The following is a 19,712-nucleotide window of genomic DNA, read 5'->3' on the forward strand; positions in this document are numbered from 1 at the left end:
TAAGGGTAAGTATGAAAGATCGTGAAGTCGATCAAGCTCTGGTTGAGCGTGCACAAAAAGGTGAACAAAAGGCTTTTGAGTTACTGGTATCTAAATACCAGCGCCGCCTTACGCGTTTACTGTCACGTTTTATAAAAGACGAACATACGGTAAATGACGTTGCACAAGAAGCGTTGATAAAAGCATATTGTGCGTTGCCTAATTTCCGTGGTGAGAGTGCTTTTTATACATGGCTTTATCGTATAGGCATCAATACTGCGAAAAATTATCTGGCAACCAACGGTAAGTTGAATGTTATCAGTGCTGATGTTGCAAATGAGGAGGGGGATGTTCTAGATTTGGTTGAACAAATCGCAGACGAACATACCCCTGAAGCTGAATTGATGAATAGGGAAATTCTGCAGACCGTTGAGGCTGCAGTAGCTAGACTGCCGGATGATTTACGCCGTGCAATCACTTTGCGTGAAATGGAAGGCTTGTCTTACGATGAAATTGCTCAGATTATGGATTGTCCAATCGGTACAGTGCGCTCCCGGATTTTTAGGGCACGGGAAGTGATTGCCAGCGACTTAAGGCCGCTATTGGATACATCCGAAGACCAACGATGGTGATGAAATGACTCAAGAAAAAGATTTTGAATTTGTGTCTGCTGCAATGGACGGTGAATTGTCTGATGAGGAATTAGACCGACTGTTGCAAGACGGGGATGTTCAGGGAAGATGGTATCAATATCATCTTATTCGGGACTGTATGCAATACAATCAGCAAGTTGTGGGTAAAGATATTGAATTTACCTCGCAAGAAGGCTTTTTTGCTAAACTGAATGCGATCACAGAGGAGCGTAAGGCTGCTTTGGCATCAGAGGAAGGCCTGCAATGCAAACAACCTCTTGTCAGAGAAGCTTCCAACCATAATTTCCGCTGGTTCTCGGTTGCGGCAAGTGTGTTGGCTGTTGCGGTAATTACATGGCAAATGCTGCCCGCTAATCATGATAGCGCGGCTGGAGAAGTGGCAACGAAGAGTATTGAAAAAGTACAACCTGCAGATAATGCTGTTGTACCTGTTTCAACCAAGCCTTCGGCTGCACCCGGCAATAAGAGTGCTGATGTAGTGGTGCCCCAAGCGGCAATTGAAAACCAAAATAATGCGGAAATCAAATCGGCTGTGCAAACTGAAAAACAAGATGTCAATCAGGAGCGCCAGCCGGGTGTGAAGGCTGTTGTGCAATAATCTTGTGTAATTTTTGTGGAAACAAGCTCTGCGATAAAGCAGAGCTTGTTTTGTTTGTAACGATATTGCCACAAATTTTAGTAAAATACCCAAAACAGTGATGATATAGAAAAACTTGTTGTTGTGTATAACTGTGAAATTTAAGGGGATGCTTGGCCAAAGATGATGGGTATGATGGCAAGCGGCAGGAATTGAGAATGCCTGTCTGAAAGTTTTTCAGACAGGCATTTATTCCGGAATGATTATTGCAGTTTTAAATGTTATCTAGCAATGTTTGCTGCTTTTGCGGGAACGTGCAGCCTGTTGGCGGATGGCGCTTTGTTTTGCGAGGAAAGCGCGTTTGGCTGCTTGAAATATTGTTTGTCTTCTACGGTGTTGCATAATAAATCCTTTCTTTATTATTAATATCTTACTTTTTTAATATTCCAGTAATATGACAGGCTTTTGGGAATAAAGAAAGGTGTTTTACACCAAGCGGCATTATGTAAGGTTCTGCGGTTTCGGGTTAAGGCCACAGCCAAGCCCATACACGGCGGCCTTCGCTTTGCAGGATCATGAAGGTGCGACAGGCTGCCGGTGTAGTCATGGTTTCCAAACCTATGCCTTTTGCGGCGAGTTTGGCGGTGATTTTGGGGTGAAGGAAACTGTGTTTTCTGCCGGTGCCAACCAGAATCACTTCGGGAGGTAATGTATTTTCAAATTGGGATAAGAAGAATTGATCATCAACAGTTTGTAAGCTTACTTGACTGATAGGTAAGATTTCCTTCTCTGTGATGCAGAGAGGAAGAGAGTGGCCGGTGCCGTTGATTTCTATTTTATCTGTGTCGCAGGCAGTGATGGCAAGAGTGTTTTGCGGGCGGTTTTCTTCAATATGCATGGTGTTTCTTTCTTGGTTTTTCGGCCAAAATCGGGTAGGATTATTAGTTTATTTTGTAACAGTTTATACTAATGCATCAGGGCTTAACAAGGAGATAGGATGAAGCCAGTCAATATCGGTATTTTGGGTTTGGGAACCGTAGGCAAGGGGACGGTTGAGGTTTTGAACCATAATGCCGAAGAAATCAGCCGCCGCCTGGGGCGTGATGTTAATGTGTTTATGGTTTCTACACGCAATGTGGAAAATGCGCGCCGTATCTGCTCTGAGCAAACCTTAATTACGACCGATCCTTTTGAGGTGGTTAAGCATCCTGAAGTGGATGTGGTAGTTGAGTTGTTCGGCGGTACGGAAATTGCCAAAGATTTGGTGTTGGAAGCGATTAACCAAGGCAAACATGTGGTTACCGCCAATAAAAAACTGCTGGCTGAATATGGCAATGAAGTTTTTGCTAAAGCCGAAGAAAAAAATGTGATGGTTCAGTTTGAAGCGGCAGTGGCCGGTGGCATACCGATTATTAAGGCTTTGAGAGAAGGCTTGGCCGCCAACAATATCCGCAGTATTGTCGGGATTATTAACGGAACCAGTAATTTTATTTTGAGCGAGATGCGGGAAAAAGGCAGTTCGTTTGCTGATGTATTAAAGCAGGCTCAAGAATTGGGCTATGCGGAAGCCGACCCGACTTTTGATATTGAAGGTCATGATGCCGGCCATAAAATCACCATTATGTCTGCTTTGGCCTTTGGAACACCGGTTAACTTTAATGCCTGTTATCTAGAAGGCATCAGCAAGCTGGATAGCCGCGATATTAAATATGCAGAAGAGTTGGGCTATCGCATCAAATTATTGGGTATTACCCGCAAAACAGGAAAAGGTATTGAATTGCGTGTGCATCCTACCTTAATTCCAGAAGTACGCTTGATTGCCAATGTGAACGGTGTGATGAATGCTGTACGTGTAGATGCTGATATGGTTGGCGAAACAATGTATTACGGTGCGGGTGCGGGCTCGCTGCCTACTGCTAGTGCGGTGGTGGCTGACATTATGGATATCAGCCGCCTGATTACTGCGGATACGGGTAATCGTGTGCCACCGTTGGCGTTCCAATCTGGTGAGGTTAAAGAGCAGGTTATTCTGCCGATGGATGAGGTTGTCAGCAGCTATTATCTGCGGGTCCAGGTAGATGATGAGCCAGGTGTTATGGCGCAGATTACTAAATTGCTTGCAGATGAACAAGTATCCATTGAGGCGTTGATTCAGAAAGGCGTGATTGATCAATCAACGGCGGAAATTGTGATTTTAACGCACAGCACGATAGAAAAACGCGTGAAGGCGGTCATTGCGGGTATCGAGCAATTACCTTGTGTACGCGGCGGTGTAACAATGATCCGTATGGAGAGCTTACATGGCAGAAACGGATAATCAACCGAAGGTGCAGCAGGACGAAGAGCAGCTGCGTGCTGCGGAGTTGAAAAAGAGCAAGGCAAAAATCCGTACTATCCGCATGTGGCTGTGGGTGATTGCCGGTTTGTTTGCTGCGTTTTTCTTTCTTTCTCAATGTGCGATGTCTAAGCCGAAAGCGAAAGCCGCTATTATTGAGTCATGTATCAAGAATGTTCCGTTTACCGATAAATGGCAGGCGGACTTAAAGGCGCGGGGTTTGGAAGGTCAGTCTGAAAAACTGATTCAGGATTACTGCGTTTGTATGTGGGATGAACCGTTGGAGAAGCTTACTGATAAGCAGATCCGTTCAATGAGTAAGATAGATGCAAAAGCACAGCTTGATTTGTTGGGTGGTGCCGATGCGTTTGAGAAACGCGATGAGCAATGCGTTGCACGGTTGAAATAAATAAAACCGCCTGATGATTAATCAGGCGGTTTTATTATAGGGAGCGGCAGAGATGCGTGAGTGGCAGATTTATTGTGCAGGTGGCGATGTGTTTTTACCGGAGCCGAAGCGTGGGCAGGTGTTTGATAACATGAAGAAGTTGGCCGAAGATTTTTCAGACAGGCATGGCAGTTTTCGACTTTTGATTCCTTTGGATAACGAAGTTGTTTTGCAACCGGGAGATTCAGTAGAGGTAAAACGCGCCAATGCGCTTACAATCCGTTTGGCTAATGAAGAAATGATACGTCGCTGTGATGTGGTGATTGCCAATCTGTCTCCTTTTCGAGGGGAGGAGCCGGATTGTGGCACGACTTACGAATGTGGTTTTGCGCGCGCATTGGGTAAGCCTGTGTTGGCATATACCGATAATCCGGCAGAACAAACGGCAAAATATGCAGGATTTGATTTCGATCGTGAAGCAGAAGATAGTAGATTCGCTTATGCGGAAGTAGAGGATTTTGCTTTACCGTTTAATCTGATGCTTTATGATGCAGACACACCGGTGTTTGCAAGTTTTGCTGATGCGTTGCGGTTTTACGTTGCTTGGAACGGGAAGTTTTGATAACTCGGTTTCAAGGCGGAATAGGGAGGTTGTAATGCCTGAAAATAAGCATAAGGCAGGGCATGTTAGGCAGGGAAAAAAACAAAGCCAGCCGTTTTGGCAGGCCGACAAACCTTATTTGCATGAACATCATATCAGCGATGCACGTTTCCGTTTGCTGGGTTATGTGATGGCTTTTTTGGCCGGGGCAATTAATGCGGGTGGTTTTTTTGCGGTTGCCCGCTATACCTCGCATGTGACGGGTGAAATGTCTTTTGCTGCGGATATGATGTACACGCGGGAATGGCAGGCCGTAATCGTGGCTATGTTGGGCGTTGTGAGTTTTATTATGGGGGCAGCACATTCGAGCTGGGTAATTTTGTGGACACAACGGCAGCGTTTTCGTGGTAGTTTCGGTTTGTCGATGTGGTTGGAAGGACTGTATCTATTGTTCTTTGGTTTTCTAGGTTTGACCGAGGTAGAATGGAGCGGCGGCGCCTGGCCTTCGATTGCTATGCTTTTGCTGTGTTTTATTATGGGTATGCATAATACGGTGATGACGATTTTGTCTGGTGGCGTTATCCGTTCTACGCATATGACAGGCACGGTTACCGATTTGGGTATCGAAATCTCCAAAGTTCTGTATTATAGTCGTAGTGATAATCCCAAAATACCTAATGTGAATGTGAACAAACCAAAGATGAAGTTGCTGTGCGGTCTGATGATAGCCTTTGTGGCTGGTGGTTTTATCGGTGCATGGGGATATCATACGGTGGGACATCATTTTGCTTTGCCTGTGTCGTTAGTGCTGTTTATATTGGGATTCGGTTCGGTAGGTTATGATGTGCGACTGAGGATTAAATGGTGGTTGATTGCTCGCTTGAAAAAGCGGTAAAGGTTGAGCAAGGATTATTCAGACAGGCATGGGTTATATAGCCATAAAACTATAGTGAATTAATTTAAAAATGGTACACTTTTTATATTTGGGTTTGATCTGAAGATTTTGAGTTACAAGTAGTATTGAGAAATATTCCGGTCAAGGCCGAGTACGATTCAACAGTTGTTAAGTATATTGTTTAAAGATAAATCTTTAATAAACAGGGTGTTGGTTGCTTTTTGTGCCGCCTACGGCTTGTCGCTTTTATGAGGAGTTTAGCTTCACAGCTATGTAAGTTTTCCTTGTCCTTGGTTGATTTAAACATAATAAAATGCCTGTCTGAATTTCAGACAGGCATTTTATTATGTTGATTTACTTACCAGTATAAGTTTGATATTGGTAGTAGTTGCGTGCAGTACGCTCCACACCATTAAAGATTACGCCTTCAACTTTAATACCAGCGTTATTCAGACGGCTCATGCTGTCTTCCAGCTCATCATGGGAAGTTTTTCTATAACGAGCGATCAATAAAGTTAAATCAGCAACTCGGCCAATGATAGAGCTATCGGTTACAGCCAATACAGGAGGAGTATCGATAATTACATAATCGTATTTATCTTTGGCAGTTGCAATAAACTCTTTAAATTTATCACTCATTAACATCTCAGACGGGCTTTGTGGCGAATGACCGCGAGAAATGAAATCCAGACCTGGAACATCGGTATGTTTGATGCTGGCATCAAAAGTTGATGAACCATCTAAAATTTCAGCCAAACCATTTTCTTCAGTTAAACCGAAAGAATGGTGCAGCATGCCACGGCGTAAGTCAGCGTCGACCAGTAATACCCGTGAACCTGCTTGGGCCGTAACCGTCGCCAAGTTAGAAGAAACAAATGATTTGCCTACACCAGGAGTGGTGCCGGCGATCATAATCATGCTGCTCTTGTTGTTAATGGTAGCAAAGTGCAGGTTGGTGCGCAGAGCGCGAATAGTTTCTACGGCAACATCGTTGGTATGGATGTTAGCGAGTAGATATTGTGGGTGTTTGCTCTTGCCTGCGCTCAAACGGTTGTAACGTTTGTCGGCTTTCATTTGGGTATTAGAAGCAGGGATTGTTGAAATTAGGTTGTAGCCCATAGCACGAATATCATCGGATACTTTGATGGTTGGGCGTGCAATTGCGCGTAACACAAAGAGAGAAGAGGCCAGTAAACCTGCTGCAATGGCGGAAAGCAGAGTAATCATTGCACGGCGGGGTTTAAATGGTTTTTCTTCAGCAACTGCAGGGTCTATAACGCGAATATTACCTTGAGAGCTCGCTTTTAAAATGTTCAATTCTTGTTGACGGTTTAATAATTGAACATAAGTGGCCTGGTTGATTTCTACGTCGCGGTTCAATCGGATAACTTCTTGCTCGGTTTGCGGCAAGGTAGAAATTTGGCGGTTAATACGGTCTCTAGCTTCTTCCAATACTTTCAAACGATCGCGGACAGATTTGTAAGAAGGATGCTCTGGCGTGTAAAGCTCTGACATGCCAGCCTCTTCTGCACGTAGGGTCGTAATCTGGGTTTCTATGTCTGTTAAGCTGCGGAGCGCACCTTGGGCTTCTGATGGAATATCAACTGAGCCGGTATTGGTACGGTATTGGTTTAATTTAGTTTCTGCATCTTGCAAAGATTGTTTTAGACGAGGCAATTCTTCGCTGATAAATGCTAAACCACTTGTCGCCATTTGAACATCACGGTTTTTATTTTGGCTCACATAGTTGTCTATAATATGATTAAGGACAGTTTCAATTTTTTTTCTTTCTGTGCCGGTATAGCCTAAAGTAATCAGAGGGCTGCCTTCACCTTGCGCACTTACAGATAAATTGTCGGTGATATTGTTAATGGCTTTTAAGCGGGAAAGCTTGGTAATCGAAAAAGACTGTCCGGTTTCCGCAAGGATTTGATTGATAAAGAATTCACCATTATTAGAAAATTTTAGGGGTTTACCTACCTTGCCCTCTAAGGACTCACCATCAGGAGTGGTTAAAATATAAGAATTTGGGCTTTCTACTTTTAATCCAAAGGTTTGGTTTTCAAAGTCTTCTGGTACGGTAAAGCGTTCAACTTTAATTGTAGGTTGGCCAGCATTGCTGAACTTGGCTAATGTAGAACCAATTATGGGGGTGTAAGCAGGTTGGATGTCTAAGTCTAGTTGAAGATTATCAACCGTTTGACCGATAACCGAGCGTGACTTGATTAAGTCAATCTCAGCGTCTGGGCTTGAACCATTCATACCTCTTTGAGGTAGGGCTCCAGCATTTAATTGGGGTAAAATTTGATTGCTTTGCACTTCTACTGCAAGTAAGGCGTCCGCGCGATACACAGGTTGGGCGGACATACTATAGAGACCGCCAACAATGAAACCTGCTGCAATAGCGGTTCCGATAGGTAATTTATGGCGATACAAAATAGTCAATAATTGACGTAAATCAATCGAACTTTCAAATGCTTGGGTAGATTTAGTTGCCATTTATTAATTCTCTAAAAATTTGAGCGGGTTATTTTTGATAAACCAATATTTCCAGATAGAGTTATGTGTTTAATTTAAGTTGCACTCGAAAAAATAATTATTTCAGTTTTTCGGCCCATGCTTGACAGGCATTTTCTATTTGTCGATAAATTTGATCAAATGTATCCTGACTTTTTTTGTAAGGGTCTTGTATGAACAAAGGACTGGTCCATTGACCTAAAAGCATAGTTTTACTGCGGGCTTGTGGACAAGTTAATGCAATGTCTTCAATATGCGATTCTTCCATTACTAGGATTAAGTCTGAAAACTCGCACATTTGAGGAGTTAATTGCCGTGCAATATGCGGTGATATATCTATACCATTTTTATTGGCTGATAAAACAGCTTCAGGTTCCGCTTTTCGGTTTGGTGTTGCGTTAATACCTGCCGACACAATAAATAAATCTGGCAATAGTTGTTTCAAAATATATTCTGCTGTAGGAGAACGACAAACATTGCCAGTACACACAACTAATATCTTGTCATATTTCATGAGGGGTGGAGTTAAAATGAGTTGTTTACTGCAGAAACAGTATTAGCTAAGCCAACAGCTTGAGAAACAACGCGATCCCAACGTGTAACAGGTGCGGCAGTAACATAAACCACATCATTTGTTTGTAGCTTAAAGCGGTTGCCCAAGGCATAGGCAGTAGCATCTTTAAGGTTTAATTGATAAACGTGGATTGGTTTCTCGATATCTGATGGTACATTTCGAATGACAAATACACCGCTTGCGTTTGCATGTATTTGATCCATGCCACCAGCTTCACTCATTGCTTCCGTTAATGTTATACCTTTAGGTGGCATACGCAAAGAGCTTTGGCGGGTAACTTCGCCCAAAACAAATACTTTGCTATTTTCATTAGATGGGACGTAAATAATATCTCCATCACTTAATAAATGATTCTGAGTAGCATCACCATTGGCACGCAGATCTTCAATAGAAATTGTATGATCCACACCTTTGTGCGTCCATTTTACGCTTTGTGGATCTGCTTGATCTGTAATTCCTCCAGCCAAGTCAATAGCATCTAGCAATGTCATAGGAACGTTTGTGATGGGCAACTGGCCGGCTTGACGAACTGAGCCTGAAACACTTACACGTTGGGAACGGAATTCTGCAACGTTTACTTCAACTTGAGGGTTTTTGATGTATCTTTTCAGGCGCGAAGAAAGTTCAGATTGAACTTGGTTAATGGTTTTGCCTACAACAGTAATCTCGCCGACAAGAGGAAAGAAAATGCGGCCATGATCATTAACCCAAATACCATTATTACTTTGTTGGTTTTGTAGTGTTGTAGAAAGTGTGCCGGCATTTGAAGAAGGTGCACCGATAGTAGCTGGTGTGTTCAAATCGGGATGATACCAAACACGAATATTAAGAACATCCCCTTTGCCTAAAGTGTAGCGATATGATGACTTTCTTTTTTCCAGCTCATGATTTGGGCGGTTAACTTTCGGAGGTGCTTCGATACTTTGCAAAAGATTAAGTGTAATAGGATAGATATTAACCCGGCTATCCAATTGTACTTTTTCATCATCATCATTCTCATGGTGCACAACGGTCTTGTTACCTGTTGGTAAACCGGAACCAGGAACAACTGTACAACCAGAAGCTGCAAGAATAACTGATAGGCTAATAAGAGTTAGTTTTTTCATATTTACTAAGATTCCTTACTTAAGGTAAGCCCGTTTTTTAGGCGGTATCATCATTATATTTGTATATTATTTAGTAATCGGGTGTACGCTTCATAGAGTAATTTAGGATTGTTGATGAGCTTGCTTTGCCATCCACACCAAATCGCAAATGTCATCTTTAGGTTTGAAACCTGTTGGGGCTTCGAGCAATAGTTCACGAACGGTTAACTGATCGCCTTTTGAGCAGGCTTCATCCATTTTCTCTAATATATCAGAAAGATCTTGCCATGGAAGCATTATTTCATTAGCGGTCATAATGCGAGGGTGAGTGGTTTTTTCGACAGCGTCGCCGATTAATAGTTCTTCATAAAGCTTTTCTCCTGGGCGTAGGCCTGTAATTTTGATTTCGATGTCTCCTGTTGGATTGTTACCATCTTTTACTTCTAACCCACTTAAACGAATCATTTGGCGTGCTAAATCAATAATTTTTACTGATTCTCCCATGTCTAAGACAAATACATCACCTCCTTTACCCATTGCACCTGCTTGGATAACTAATTGAGCAGCTTCTGGGATAGTCATGAAATAACGAGTAATATCTTGGTGGGTTAATGTTATCGGGCCTCCAGAAGAGATTTGTTTTTCAAAAACTGGAACCACAGATCCTGAAGAGCCGAGAACATTCCCAAAGCGTACCATAGCAAAACGTGTATTATGGTTTTTCTCTGCTGCCAATGCTTGAAGTACCAATTCGGACATGCGTTTGGAGGCGCCCATGGTGTTGGTTGGACGAACAGCTTTGTCTGTAGAAATTAAGACAAAAGTCTCAACTTTTGCATTAATCGCCGCTAAAGCGCAGAACATGGTGCCATAGATATTGTTGCGGACGCCTTCTAATGTGTTGAATTCGACGATTGGTACATGTTTGTAAGCTGCTGCATGATATATGGTTTGCACGCTAAACGCCGTCATTACATTGTATAAGCGTTTGCGGTGTTGTACAGAACCGAGAAGTGGAATAATCTCAAGTTGCATTTGGTTTGCTTCTATGTATTCGCGCAATTCCTTGTCAATACTGTATAAAGAAAATTCTGATAGCTCGAATAAGATTAATTTTTTCGGATTGTTCTGAATAATCTGGCGACACAGCTCTGAGCCAATGGAACCTCCGGCACCAGTTACCATAACGACTTTATTATTAATATCAGCACTCATCAGTTCAGCTTTGGGTGCGACGGGATCGCGGCCGAGTAAGTCAAATACAGAAATTTTGCGCAATGAACTAACACTGATTTTGCCATCCACCAGCTCTTTCATGCCGGGCATTGTTAATACTTCGCATGGATATGGCTCTAGAGAGTGGATGATTTTTTTGCGCTCTTCTTGAGATGCACTTGGAATGGCGAGTAGGATTTTTTCTACATGATATCTTTCGATTAGTTCTGGTATGCTGCTAGGTAGATGTACAGTTATATTGTTAATAATATTTTTTTGTAGCGAAGGATTGTCATCTACAAAGGCAACGGCATGATATTCATTAACTTGTTTGACGGCTTCTAAAAGTTGGCGTCCAGACTGGCCTGCGCCGTAAATAATAACGGGTGCCATTGTTTTGGTGTTTCTGCGACCGTTTAAAATTGCACGTAGGACAAAACGAGAACCACATGTCAGAACCAACATTAATAAAAAGTAAACAAAAGAAGGCAACCAATCTATGCGTTGATGGGATATGCCTAGACACATAGTCATGATTATGGTAGACAAAAGGCTGCCTAATACGGCAGTAGTAATTACTTTTGTGCCCATAAAACGAGTGACAGCCCGATATAAGCCAAGCTTGATAAAGAAAGTAATCGTCAAAACAGCGGTTATGATGAATACAATCCAATTGCCGATAGCCAACCACTCTTGTGAATAGTTTGATTTTAAACTCAAGCTAAACCAAAACGTGAGGAAGATAATTAATGTGTCATGTATAACGAAGAATGCTTTTTTGATGCTTCGCGGTAATGAGAGTAGGTATGCTAAATTCATAATATTTAATAGCTTATGGTTTAGTAGTCGTTATAGAGGATTCAATTGGATATCTCTATTTTGAAAAATATTTTCCAGTTCGAGCCGATTTACTTTTATTTGCGTAATTTTAAATCTTGTTAGAGCATTGGAAGATAGGATACTTTATTTGAAAGTGAAGAGAAATATTTGCTGGATAAATGGTTTATTTTGGGAATAAAACGTTAAATTGATGTAAATGTTGTGATGCCGCCTGCCTGAGGCTGGCGGCTTGATTTTAAATTTAAGAGGAAGCTTTGGTAAGAACATTGTGCAAATGCTTGCAACAAAAATCTATTTGCTCTTCTGTGATTGTCGGATGTACGAGGAACATCAAGCTGGTTTCTCCTAATTCCACTGCATTTTTTAAGCGTTTTTGGGGACGCCAAGGAGTGTTGTCGAAAGCTTTTTCTAAATATACTTCAGAGCAGCTTCCTTGATAGCAGGGAACCCCTGCATCATTTAATTCATCTATAATACGGTCGCGCGTCCAGTCTTTTGATAATCGTTCGGGTTTGACGAACGCGTAATATTTATATTGGGCGTGTTGAATATAGTCAGGTACTTCGACGGTTCTGATGAAGTCAAATTGTTTTAGCACTTCTTCTAATCGTGCTGCATTGGCTTGTCTTTTAGCGGTCCAGTCAGCCATGCGCTTCAGTTGGATTCTGCCTATGACTGCTTGCATTTCTGTCATACGCCAGTTTGTGCCGAAGCTTTCATGCAGCCAGCGGAAACCGGGAGGGTGCTGGCGGTTGTAAACGGCATCATAGCTTTTTCCATGATCTTTATAAGACCACATTTTCGACCATAATTCTTTGTCATTGGTGGTTACCATGCCGCCTTCTCCACCTGTTGTCATGATTTTGTCTTGGCAGAAAGACCAAGCACCAATATGCCCGATAGAGCCGACCGATTTTCCTTTATAACGGGTTCCGTGCGCTTGAGCGCAATCTTCAATAACCCACAGTTTATGTTTTTCAGCTAGTGCCATGATGGCGTCCATTTCAGCGGGCATGCCAGCCAAATGAACAACAATGATGGCTTTGGTGTTTGGTGTGAGTACGGCTTCTATGGTTTCAGCTGTGATATTTTGGCTGTTCAAGTCAACATCGGCAAATACGGGATTTGCGCCGGCAGTGACGATAGAAGAGGCTGAAGCGAGAAAAGTGCGGGAAGTAACGATAACATCATCACCAGCGCCGATGCCTACAGCTTTCAGGGCTACATCTAAAGCCAGAGTACCGTTGCCTAGAGTGATGGCATATTCTGTGCCTGCCCATTGTGCGAATTCTTTTTCAAATTCACGGCATTCTGTACCTGTCCAGTAATTGACTTTGTTTGATAACAATACGCGGGAAACGGCGTCTGCTTCTTCTTGTGTAAAGCAAGGCCATGGTGCCAATGAGGTGTTTAACATTGTATTTTCCTTAATTTATACTTAATTGGAAGAGTTGCAAGGGTTTGAAACCTTTTGCAATTTTCTTTTGTTTGTTGTTTTCCCGTGTAGTTGAGGTTTATTGGTCTTCTTTTTTTGTGCCGGTAAATTTATTCATCGTGGCTTCTCCTTCTGCTTCGATACCTTCTTTGATGAATACTTTTTTTACGGTTAGGAATAGTATTTTCAAATCAAGCCAGAATGAACGGTTATCTACATACCATACATCCAATTTGAATTTTTCTTCCCATGAAAGTGCGTTGCGGCCATTGACTTGAGCCCATCCGGTTATTCCTGGGCGCACATCGTTTCGACGTCGTTGTTCGTCATCGTAGTGCTCCAGATATTCCATTAGCAAAGGACGGGGGCCGACCAAACTCATGTCACCTTTTAATACATTCCATAATTCCGGCAATTCGTCTAGGCTGGTAGCACGCAGGGCTTTGCCAAACGGGGTGAGGCGTTCCCCGTCAGGCAAGGGGTTGCCGTCTTTGTCTACTGCGTCGCGCATAGAGCGAAACTTAATCATTTCAAAGGGTCTACCGTCCTTGCCCGGTCTGATCTGACGGAAAAGAACCGGAGAACCTAGGTTTTTGCGCACAAAAAAAGCAACGATTAACAATACAGGAAACAAAAATAAAAGGCCGAAGAAAGCGCAAATGATGTCGAAAAGGCGTTTGATAATGTCTGACATGATGATCCTATTTTAGTATCTATGCCTGTCTGAAACATTTTTTCAGACAGGCATTATTGTTATGAGAGGGGTCTGAAACAATCAGATATTCATATTCCGCAGCATAAAATCGTTGATGATGTTTACATCGTATTTGGTTTTAACAATTTCCAAAGAGGCCTGCCGCATACTTTCGATTAAATCGGGCTGGGTAATGAAACGCTCCATTGCTTCTGCCAATTTTTCCGAAGATTGTACTGGAACAAGGAAGCCATTATAGCCATCGTCAACGGTCTGGCGGCAGCCGGGTGCATCAGTGGTAATGATTGCACGACCAGTGGCCATGGCTTCCAATACGGTACGCGGCGTGCCTTCTCTGTAAGAAGGTAAAACAAAAACATGGCAGGCATTCAGGGCGGGGCGTACGTCGCTTAACTTTCCCCAAAATTTTATTGTTCCTTCATTAACCCATTGATCAAGCTCTGCTTGTGTTACCGAACTGGGGTTGATATCGATAAACCCAACCATATTGAACACTGCATGTGGGTGTTTTTGTTTAACTTTTCTTGCAGCATCAACATATTCCCGAACACCTTTGTCTTTGAGCAGCCGACCGATAAGTAGAAAGTGGATTTCATTCCCTTCAGGCAGCGGTTGTGGGGAGAATTTCTCTGTGTTGACTCCGGAGCCATTCACCACAATCGTATGTTGGCCGGGAGAGGTAATGCCCAAATCGGCGAATAGTTTTTGGTCATCGTCATTTTGGAAAAAAGTTACTTCCGCAGAGGCTAAAGCTTGTTTATACAAGCCGCGTGTGATTCTGCGGATCCAGCTTTTGGCGGCGCTGTTATCGGTATCTTGAAAAGCATATCCTAATCCGGTAATTAGGGCTATGCGGTGTGGCACACCTGTCGATTTTGCTGCTAACATACCGTATATAACCGGTTTGATGGTGTAGGCCAAAACGTAATCAGGCTTGATTTGCTGCATCAATTGGCGTAATGCGAGCAAAGTTTTGAAATCTTCTAGCGGATTGGTGCCTGTGCGTTGCATTGGTACATTATGCAGAATGAATCCTTGAGCTTGGAGCTTTTCACGGGTTGGTATATCTTGCAAAATTTCAGGCGCGGCGATATGCACTTCCAAACCTTTAGCTTGTACGGCGCAGATTAAATCCCAGCGAAAATTCAAAACAGATTCGGCAAAGCCGGCAATCATCAGAAATTTTTTCATTGTATTTCCCTAATTATTTATCGTTGTTGTGTAAATTGAATGCCTGTCTGAAAAGCCGGGTCAACTGGTTGCTGCCTTACGGAGCAGCTCAGATAAGCGTGGGGCTGTTTTTTGAATGCAGAATAAATTTTCAGCGTCTTGACGTCCGCGTGCTCCATAGCGTTGCCGCATATTTGGGTCTTGCAACAAAGTTTTGAGTGCGTTCAGCCAGCCGGCATCATTTTTTACTAAAAATCCGTTGGCATCAGGCTCGACAATATTTTTATTTGCACCTACATCAGAACCAACTACCGGTAATCCGCAAGCCATGTATTGAATAAGTTTGTAACCGCATTTTCCATTGGTCCACGGTGTATCAGGTAAAGGCATAATGCCGATATCACATTCGGCAACGAGAGGTACTTCGGTATTTTCCGCCCAATCGAGACATTCGGTATCGACTCCCGGAATATTCAGCTTGGCTCCGATGATGCGTAATTTATAAGGAATTTCTTTCGCTAAATCAGACAAAGGCCGGGCAATATCGTTAACATATTGTGCGGTTGACGGCGAACCAATCCACACAATAATCGGTATCTGATTAACTTTTTCGTCATTGGTAAAATAGCGGTCAATATCAATCACGGTTGGAATAATTTCTACCCATTTCGCCACGGCTTGATGCGCTCTGTCGGCTAAATATTGATTGCCGCATATAACAAGTTTGGCAGAGGCCATTAAAGTATCTAAGCGTTTACCAAATACTTTACGCACGATTGGCAGACGGTGCATATCATAATTGTGGAAGAGAGCATCGTCATAATCCAATACATACGGAACGCCGGATAACAAAAGTTTTTCGAACCATGCGGGTGTCCACGGTAGAGCCTCTTTTTCAATCCAAATTAAATCGTATTGATCTTTTGCTGCTTGGAGCAAACGAATGCGGTTCCAATAAGTTTGGAACATTTCGTTGTTGCTATATGATTGTTTGCTGTATTTGGCAGTTAAAGCTTCATCGCTGATTAAGGGGAAAACATCGCAATGGATGCCGCTTTGCTCCAGCCAAGGCACATATTGCATAGTACGCAGGCGAGAAGATGCACCCTTGGGACCGTATTTTGTAAGCATCAGAATTTTCATCGGGTCTGGCCTTTCAATACGGCGGGTAAAGCTTTCCATAACATGGCATAACCTGCCCAAGTGTTTTTAACATCGGCAGTAGAACCTTTAAGTAAAGCTAAAACTGAGCGGGAGAAAGGTTCTATAAGTAATGTGACTGCAGTAATGCCGACTGCTTTAATAAAAGACATATGGGTAAAGCTGTAAATAAGCCGACTACGCAAAGAATAAAACAAGCGTGTGGCTTTTACTTGGCTTGATGTACCCCCTCCTGCGTGAAATGCTTGCGCGTCAGCTAAATACATGCTTTTGTAACCGGCTTGCTTGGTACGGTATGCCAAATCAAGATCTTCAAAGTAAACGAAGAAGCGTTCGTCGAAACCTTTGAGTTGTTCAAAAATAGAACGGCGCATGAAGTAGAAAGCACCAATAACTTGATCTACTTCTCTTGTGGTCATGTGATCCCAATCACCCATATGCATATGCATCGATTTAAAGAATTTGAAAGGCAGTTTGTTTAGACCTAAAGCATTTACAGTAAAAGTAGTAAAGGAAGGGAATCGTGTACAGCTGCGTGCGACGTGATTATTCTCTTCCAATAATTGAATACCGCATATGCCGACATTTTGGTTTTCAGGACGCTCCATATATTCATATGGAACCCTGAGAGAGTCTTCAAATAGCTGCGCATCAGGATTCAGAAACAAAATATATTTACTGTTGCAAATCGCCGCGCCTTGATTACACGCCGCACCAAAGCCATTATTGGTTTGGTTCTTGATGACTTCTAATTTGAAAGGAAAATCATTGCCTAATTGTTCAACCAATTCAATTGAGTTATCTGAAGAATGGTTATCGACAATAGCTACAGTACCTACCAGATTGTTATGGTATTTAATAATACTGGCAACTGCATCACGAAGCAGGCTGCCGGCATTCCAGTTCACAAAAACAATATCTATCATAATGATGTTCGGTTCCAAAATGTTTAATTGGTTATAAGTCTGCTTTGATGGGTGACCGGAGCAGTTTGTTCAAATTTTTGTGCTTCAAGCCTTTGCAATTGATTGAAAAAGGCAATAGCAAATAAGGTTATTGGTGTCATCCTCCAGTAAATCAAATTGGAGAAGCCTATTTCGAAGAATAAATAAATTAAAATCAAGAAATAAGCATATCTGCTATCCACGTTGCGTAGCATGAATCTGCAGAAAGCAAAAATAATTGCCAGTGCACCTACAATTGAGTTACGTAGTGAGTATTCCAAATAGCCTGAATCGCCATACATATATTCGGTGGTGTATCCAAAACCAATACCTTGGAGAGGGTGGTTAAAGATATATTCAAGGTTATTGGCCAAGTTGCCACCCTCTGCATATCTTCCACCCAAGCCATTGTTTTCAGATAATAGTTTGTCAATAGCGGAGCCGATGAGGTCGCTTGCAAATGGAAGTGCGATAACCAATGCGAGCAATTCCAAGCTGTATATAATGTAGGCAATGTGTTTGTTGTATTTGTATAACTCTGATTGTAAAATAATCAGGGAGGCAATGAGTAATGCTAAAGACGTTGCCGATTGTAGGAAGAATAAAAAGATCAAGAATAAAATGGTAGCCAATAAAAATCTTTTTTGATGTGTATATTTAAAGGCCATTATATTTAATAAGACAAACATAAAGTCGTAAAAGCCCGCGACTGAATGTGTACCGAAAATGGTTACAGGCTTTAACTGGAATAACATATTCGGAATCAAATCATCATAGAATGATGAGTAGTATTCTCGTATTATTTCAGTGATTGCAGGTATTTCTAAAATAATACCGATTGATAACGTTGAGAAAAAAATATTAGCAATCGTAAGGGTATGTAAATATCCTTTTAAGTTTAATGGATTATGGTTGGTATTGATTAGGGTAAAGAAAAAGAAAACAATAAAATATAAACCATTACCGTATTTATAAGTGTAGTATTTTGAAAGAACAGTAAAGACTGTAATGGCAACGCCAAAACCTAACCCTATGAATAAATTGACTATATCTATCTTTTTTTGTCTGAATAATAGGATAAATAAGAATATCAGACTAATGAAAGACAAAGTAACCCCGGAGGTAGAAGAAATCACACCTCCGATTGAAGCTGGAGCCATAATCCCTATTAGGAATAAAGTAAAAATTAAATAATTATTCATAACTGAAGTGTTCTGTCTGTAGAAGGCTTACTACTTGATTTTTTGCAAGCCATCATTAGTAAGCTTAAATCTAAAGCCATCCTGGCCGACCAAGCTATTGCCGCACCCATAATATCGAATTTCAGTAATGCGAAGTATAAAAATGCAAAATAGATTGGAAATTCTATCATGTGAAATTTGGCTGTAACCGAAGCTTTGCCCAAAGCGTGTAACTGGGAATAGAACAGGGCGGAAAGAGAATTGAGAAATACGCCTGCACATAATATTTGCCCAACTAAAACAGACTCGGGATGAAATTCGTCTTTAAGCCAGAATTTGAGTATATACGGCATTAAAAATGCCATAGTAGACGACATTACCAACATTAAAGCGCCTACGCGGAACAGCCAGGTTTGGAAATATTTTTGCCAATTATCAGGCTGCTCCTGCATTAAGCGGGAAAGAGAAGGAAAAATAACAGAATTGATGGCCGTAACTAAAATCAAACTTTGGGCTACCAATTCAAAAGGAACCACATATATGGTTACAGCAGCAGCTGAGAGCAGAGCTGCGATCATGAAGCGGTCTAACTGAACCATCATTGGGCTCAAAATGCTGCTTACAGTTACCCAGCCGCCGAAAGAAAACAGCGTTTTGGCAACTTGGGATGAGTAAACCAACTGGTTGGGATTGTAATTCGGTTCGTTTCTTTTCATGCATGAAAATGCTAGATGGCGGAAAAGCTGTAGCGATACAACACGGCTGACAACCAAGCTGGCGATAATCCATGCCAAATCTTGGGTGAAATAAGAAATGATCAAAGGACCGGCAAAGTTAATGGTGCCGAGTAATACTCGCAGAATACTGATGCCCTTGAAGTTCATATAGGCTTCATTCATGCCGCGGTAGGTTGCGCTCATAGCCTGTGTCGGTAAGGCAATCGCTAAAAGTAAGACGGCATTACGGATTTCTGACTGGGGGATATGTTCGGTTTTGATTAATCCACTGCAACCGAATAGCGCAAAAAGGACAATACCTAAGCTGCCTACCAAACCTGCAGTCATGGTAATACGGGACGCGGTGGCCAAGACAACGGGAATTTGATCAGGATTTTTCTGACCGCGTAGTTTGGAAACCATTTGTGTCAGTGCGCGACCGATGCCTAAGTCAAGGACGCCGGCGTAGGTCATCATTGCCCATGCTAGAGCCAACAGGCCGAAACGTTCATTGCCGATGTTGGCTATCAATTTAGGAATGGAAACCAGGGCGATGAGTAAGGGAAGCGCCAGGCCGGCCATATTCCAGCTAATATGCGACAGTTTCAAGGTGTACTCTCTTTTAGTTTAAATCAGGTTGTTTGATATAAAATTTATCAATCATCAGCCTGATTTAAGATATTTTGTATTTGATAATAAAGATTTGAACCAAATAAATAAATTCTTAAAAT

Annotated in this window: 18 protein-coding genes; 6 read left to right on the forward strand and 12 right to left on the reverse strand. The window is 42.1% G+C overall.

Going from position 1 to position 19,712, the window contains the following annotated elements; all coding sequences use genetic code 11:
• Positions 1-11 precede the first annotated feature (11 nt).
• Positions 12-611, forward strand: coding sequence for an RNA polymerase sigma factor RpoE (gene rpoE, locus AKG09_RS10900; RefSeq protein WP_054619472.1), 600 nt, complete (start codon positions 12-14; stop codon positions 609-611).
• A 4-nt stretch (positions 612-615) separates the two neighbouring features.
• Positions 616-1,230, forward strand: a complete 615-nt coding sequence (locus AKG09_RS10905; protein WP_082392013.1) for a sigma-E factor negative regulatory protein — start codon at positions 616-618, stop codon at positions 1,228-1,230.
• A 505-nt stretch (positions 1,231-1,735) separates the two neighbouring features.
• On the opposite strand, the gene AKG09_RS10910 is transcribed toward AKG09_RS10905, so the two are convergent.
• On the reverse strand, positions 1,736-2,107 hold the full coding sequence (locus AKG09_RS10910) for an Mth938-like domain-containing protein (protein ID WP_054619474.1): 372 nt from the start codon (positions 2,105-2,107) through the stop codon (positions 1,736-1,738).
• Positions 2,108-2,206: 99 nt separating this feature from the next.
• Between AKG09_RS10910 and AKG09_RS10915 the strand changes: the two genes are divergently transcribed.
• The 4 genes from AKG09_RS10915 to AKG09_RS10930 are packed head-to-tail and all read left to right on the forward strand — an operon-like array spanning position 2,207 to position 5,428.
• A complete protein-coding gene (locus tag AKG09_RS10915) occupies positions 2,207-3,526 on the forward strand; it encodes a homoserine dehydrogenase (RefSeq protein ID WP_054619475.1) in 1,320 nt (439 codons plus the stop codon).
• On the forward strand, positions 3,510-3,953 hold the full coding sequence (locus AKG09_RS10920; RefSeq protein ID WP_054619476.1) for a hypothetical protein: 444 nt from the start codon (positions 3,510-3,512) through the stop codon (positions 3,951-3,953). Before AKG09_RS10915 ends, AKG09_RS10920 begins: the two co-directional genes overlap by 17 nt.
• Before the next feature lie 52 nt (positions 3,954-4,005).
• Positions 4,006-4,554, forward strand: coding sequence for a nucleoside 2-deoxyribosyltransferase (locus AKG09_RS10925; RefSeq protein ID WP_054619477.1), 549 nt, complete (start codon positions 4,006-4,008; stop codon positions 4,552-4,554).
• A gap of 34 nt (positions 4,555-4,588) precedes the next feature.
• Positions 4,589-5,428: a YoaK family protein gene (locus tag AKG09_RS10930; RefSeq protein ID WP_054619478.1), complete on the forward strand. Its 840-nt coding sequence runs from the start codon at positions 4,589-4,591 to the stop codon at positions 5,426-5,428.
• A 354-nt stretch (positions 5,429-5,782) separates the two neighbouring features.
• Here the strand turns inward: AKG09_RS10930 and AKG09_RS10935 are convergent, their stop codons facing one another.
• From AKG09_RS10935 to AKG09_RS10985, 11 genes are all read right to left on the reverse strand, one after another.
• On the reverse strand, positions 5,783-7,927 hold the full coding sequence (locus AKG09_RS10935) for a polysaccharide biosynthesis tyrosine autokinase (protein ID WP_054619479.1): 2,145 nt from the start codon (positions 7,925-7,927) through the stop codon (positions 5,783-5,785).
• Positions 7,928-8,024: 97 nt separating this feature from the next.
• Positions 8,025-8,459 carry a low molecular weight protein-tyrosine-phosphatase gene (locus tag AKG09_RS10940; RefSeq protein WP_054619480.1) on the reverse strand — a complete coding sequence of 145 codons (435 nt, stop codon included), beginning with the start codon at positions 8,457-8,459 and terminating at the stop codon, positions 8,025-8,027.
• 11 nt (positions 8,460-8,470) lie between these two features.
• Positions 8,471-9,625: a polysaccharide export protein gene (locus AKG09_RS10945; protein ID WP_054619481.1), complete on the reverse strand. Its 1,155-nt coding sequence runs from the start codon at positions 9,623-9,625 to the stop codon at positions 8,471-8,473.
• A gap of 102 nt (positions 9,626-9,727) precedes the next feature.
• Complete coding sequence (locus AKG09_RS10950; RefSeq protein WP_054619482.1) at positions 9,728-11,638, reverse strand: nucleoside-diphosphate sugar epimerase/dehydratase; 1,911 nt, start codon at positions 11,636-11,638, stop codon at positions 9,728-9,730.
• Positions 11,639-11,900: 262 nt separating this feature from the next.
• Complete coding sequence (locus tag AKG09_RS10955; protein ID WP_054619483.1) at positions 11,901-13,076, reverse strand: DegT/DnrJ/EryC1/StrS aminotransferase family protein; 1,176 nt, start codon at positions 13,074-13,076, stop codon at positions 11,901-11,903.
• Positions 13,077-13,173: 97 nt separating this feature from the next.
• Positions 13,174-13,788: a sugar transferase gene (locus tag AKG09_RS10960; RefSeq protein WP_054619484.1), complete on the reverse strand. Its 615-nt coding sequence runs from the start codon at positions 13,786-13,788 to the stop codon at positions 13,174-13,176.
• Between the two features lie 81 nt (positions 13,789-13,869).
• The gene (locus AKG09_RS10965; RefSeq protein ID WP_054619485.1) at positions 13,870-15,000 is read right to left on the reverse strand and encodes a glycosyltransferase family 4 protein; all 1,131 of its coding nucleotides are present in this window, start codon (positions 14,998-15,000) and stop codon (positions 13,870-13,872) included.
• 60 nt (positions 15,001-15,060) lie between these two features.
• Complete coding sequence (locus tag AKG09_RS10970; protein WP_054619486.1) at positions 15,061-16,122, reverse strand: glycosyltransferase family 4 protein; 1,062 nt, start codon at positions 16,120-16,122, stop codon at positions 15,061-15,063.
• Entirely contained in the window at positions 16,119-17,066 is a 948-nt protein-coding gene (locus AKG09_RS10975; RefSeq protein ID WP_054619490.1) for a glycosyltransferase family 2 protein, read from the reverse strand. Before AKG09_RS10975 ends, AKG09_RS10970 begins: the two co-directional genes overlap by 4 nt.
• Before the next feature lie 23 nt (positions 17,067-17,089).
• On the reverse strand, positions 17,090-18,286 hold the full coding sequence (locus tag AKG09_RS10980; RefSeq protein WP_054619487.1) for a hypothetical protein: 1,197 nt from the start codon (positions 18,284-18,286) through the stop codon (positions 17,090-17,092).
• Entirely contained in the window at positions 18,283-19,590 is a 1,308-nt protein-coding gene (locus tag AKG09_RS10985) for a flippase (protein WP_156320845.1), read from the reverse strand. Before AKG09_RS10985 ends, AKG09_RS10980 begins: the two co-directional genes overlap by 4 nt.
• Positions 19,591-19,712: the final 122 nt, after the last annotated feature.

It is taken from the genome of Neisseria sp. 83E34 (assembly GCF_001308015.1).
In the GTDB taxonomy this organism is placed as follows: domain Bacteria; phylum Pseudomonadota; class Gammaproteobacteria; order Burkholderiales; family Neisseriaceae; genus Neisseria.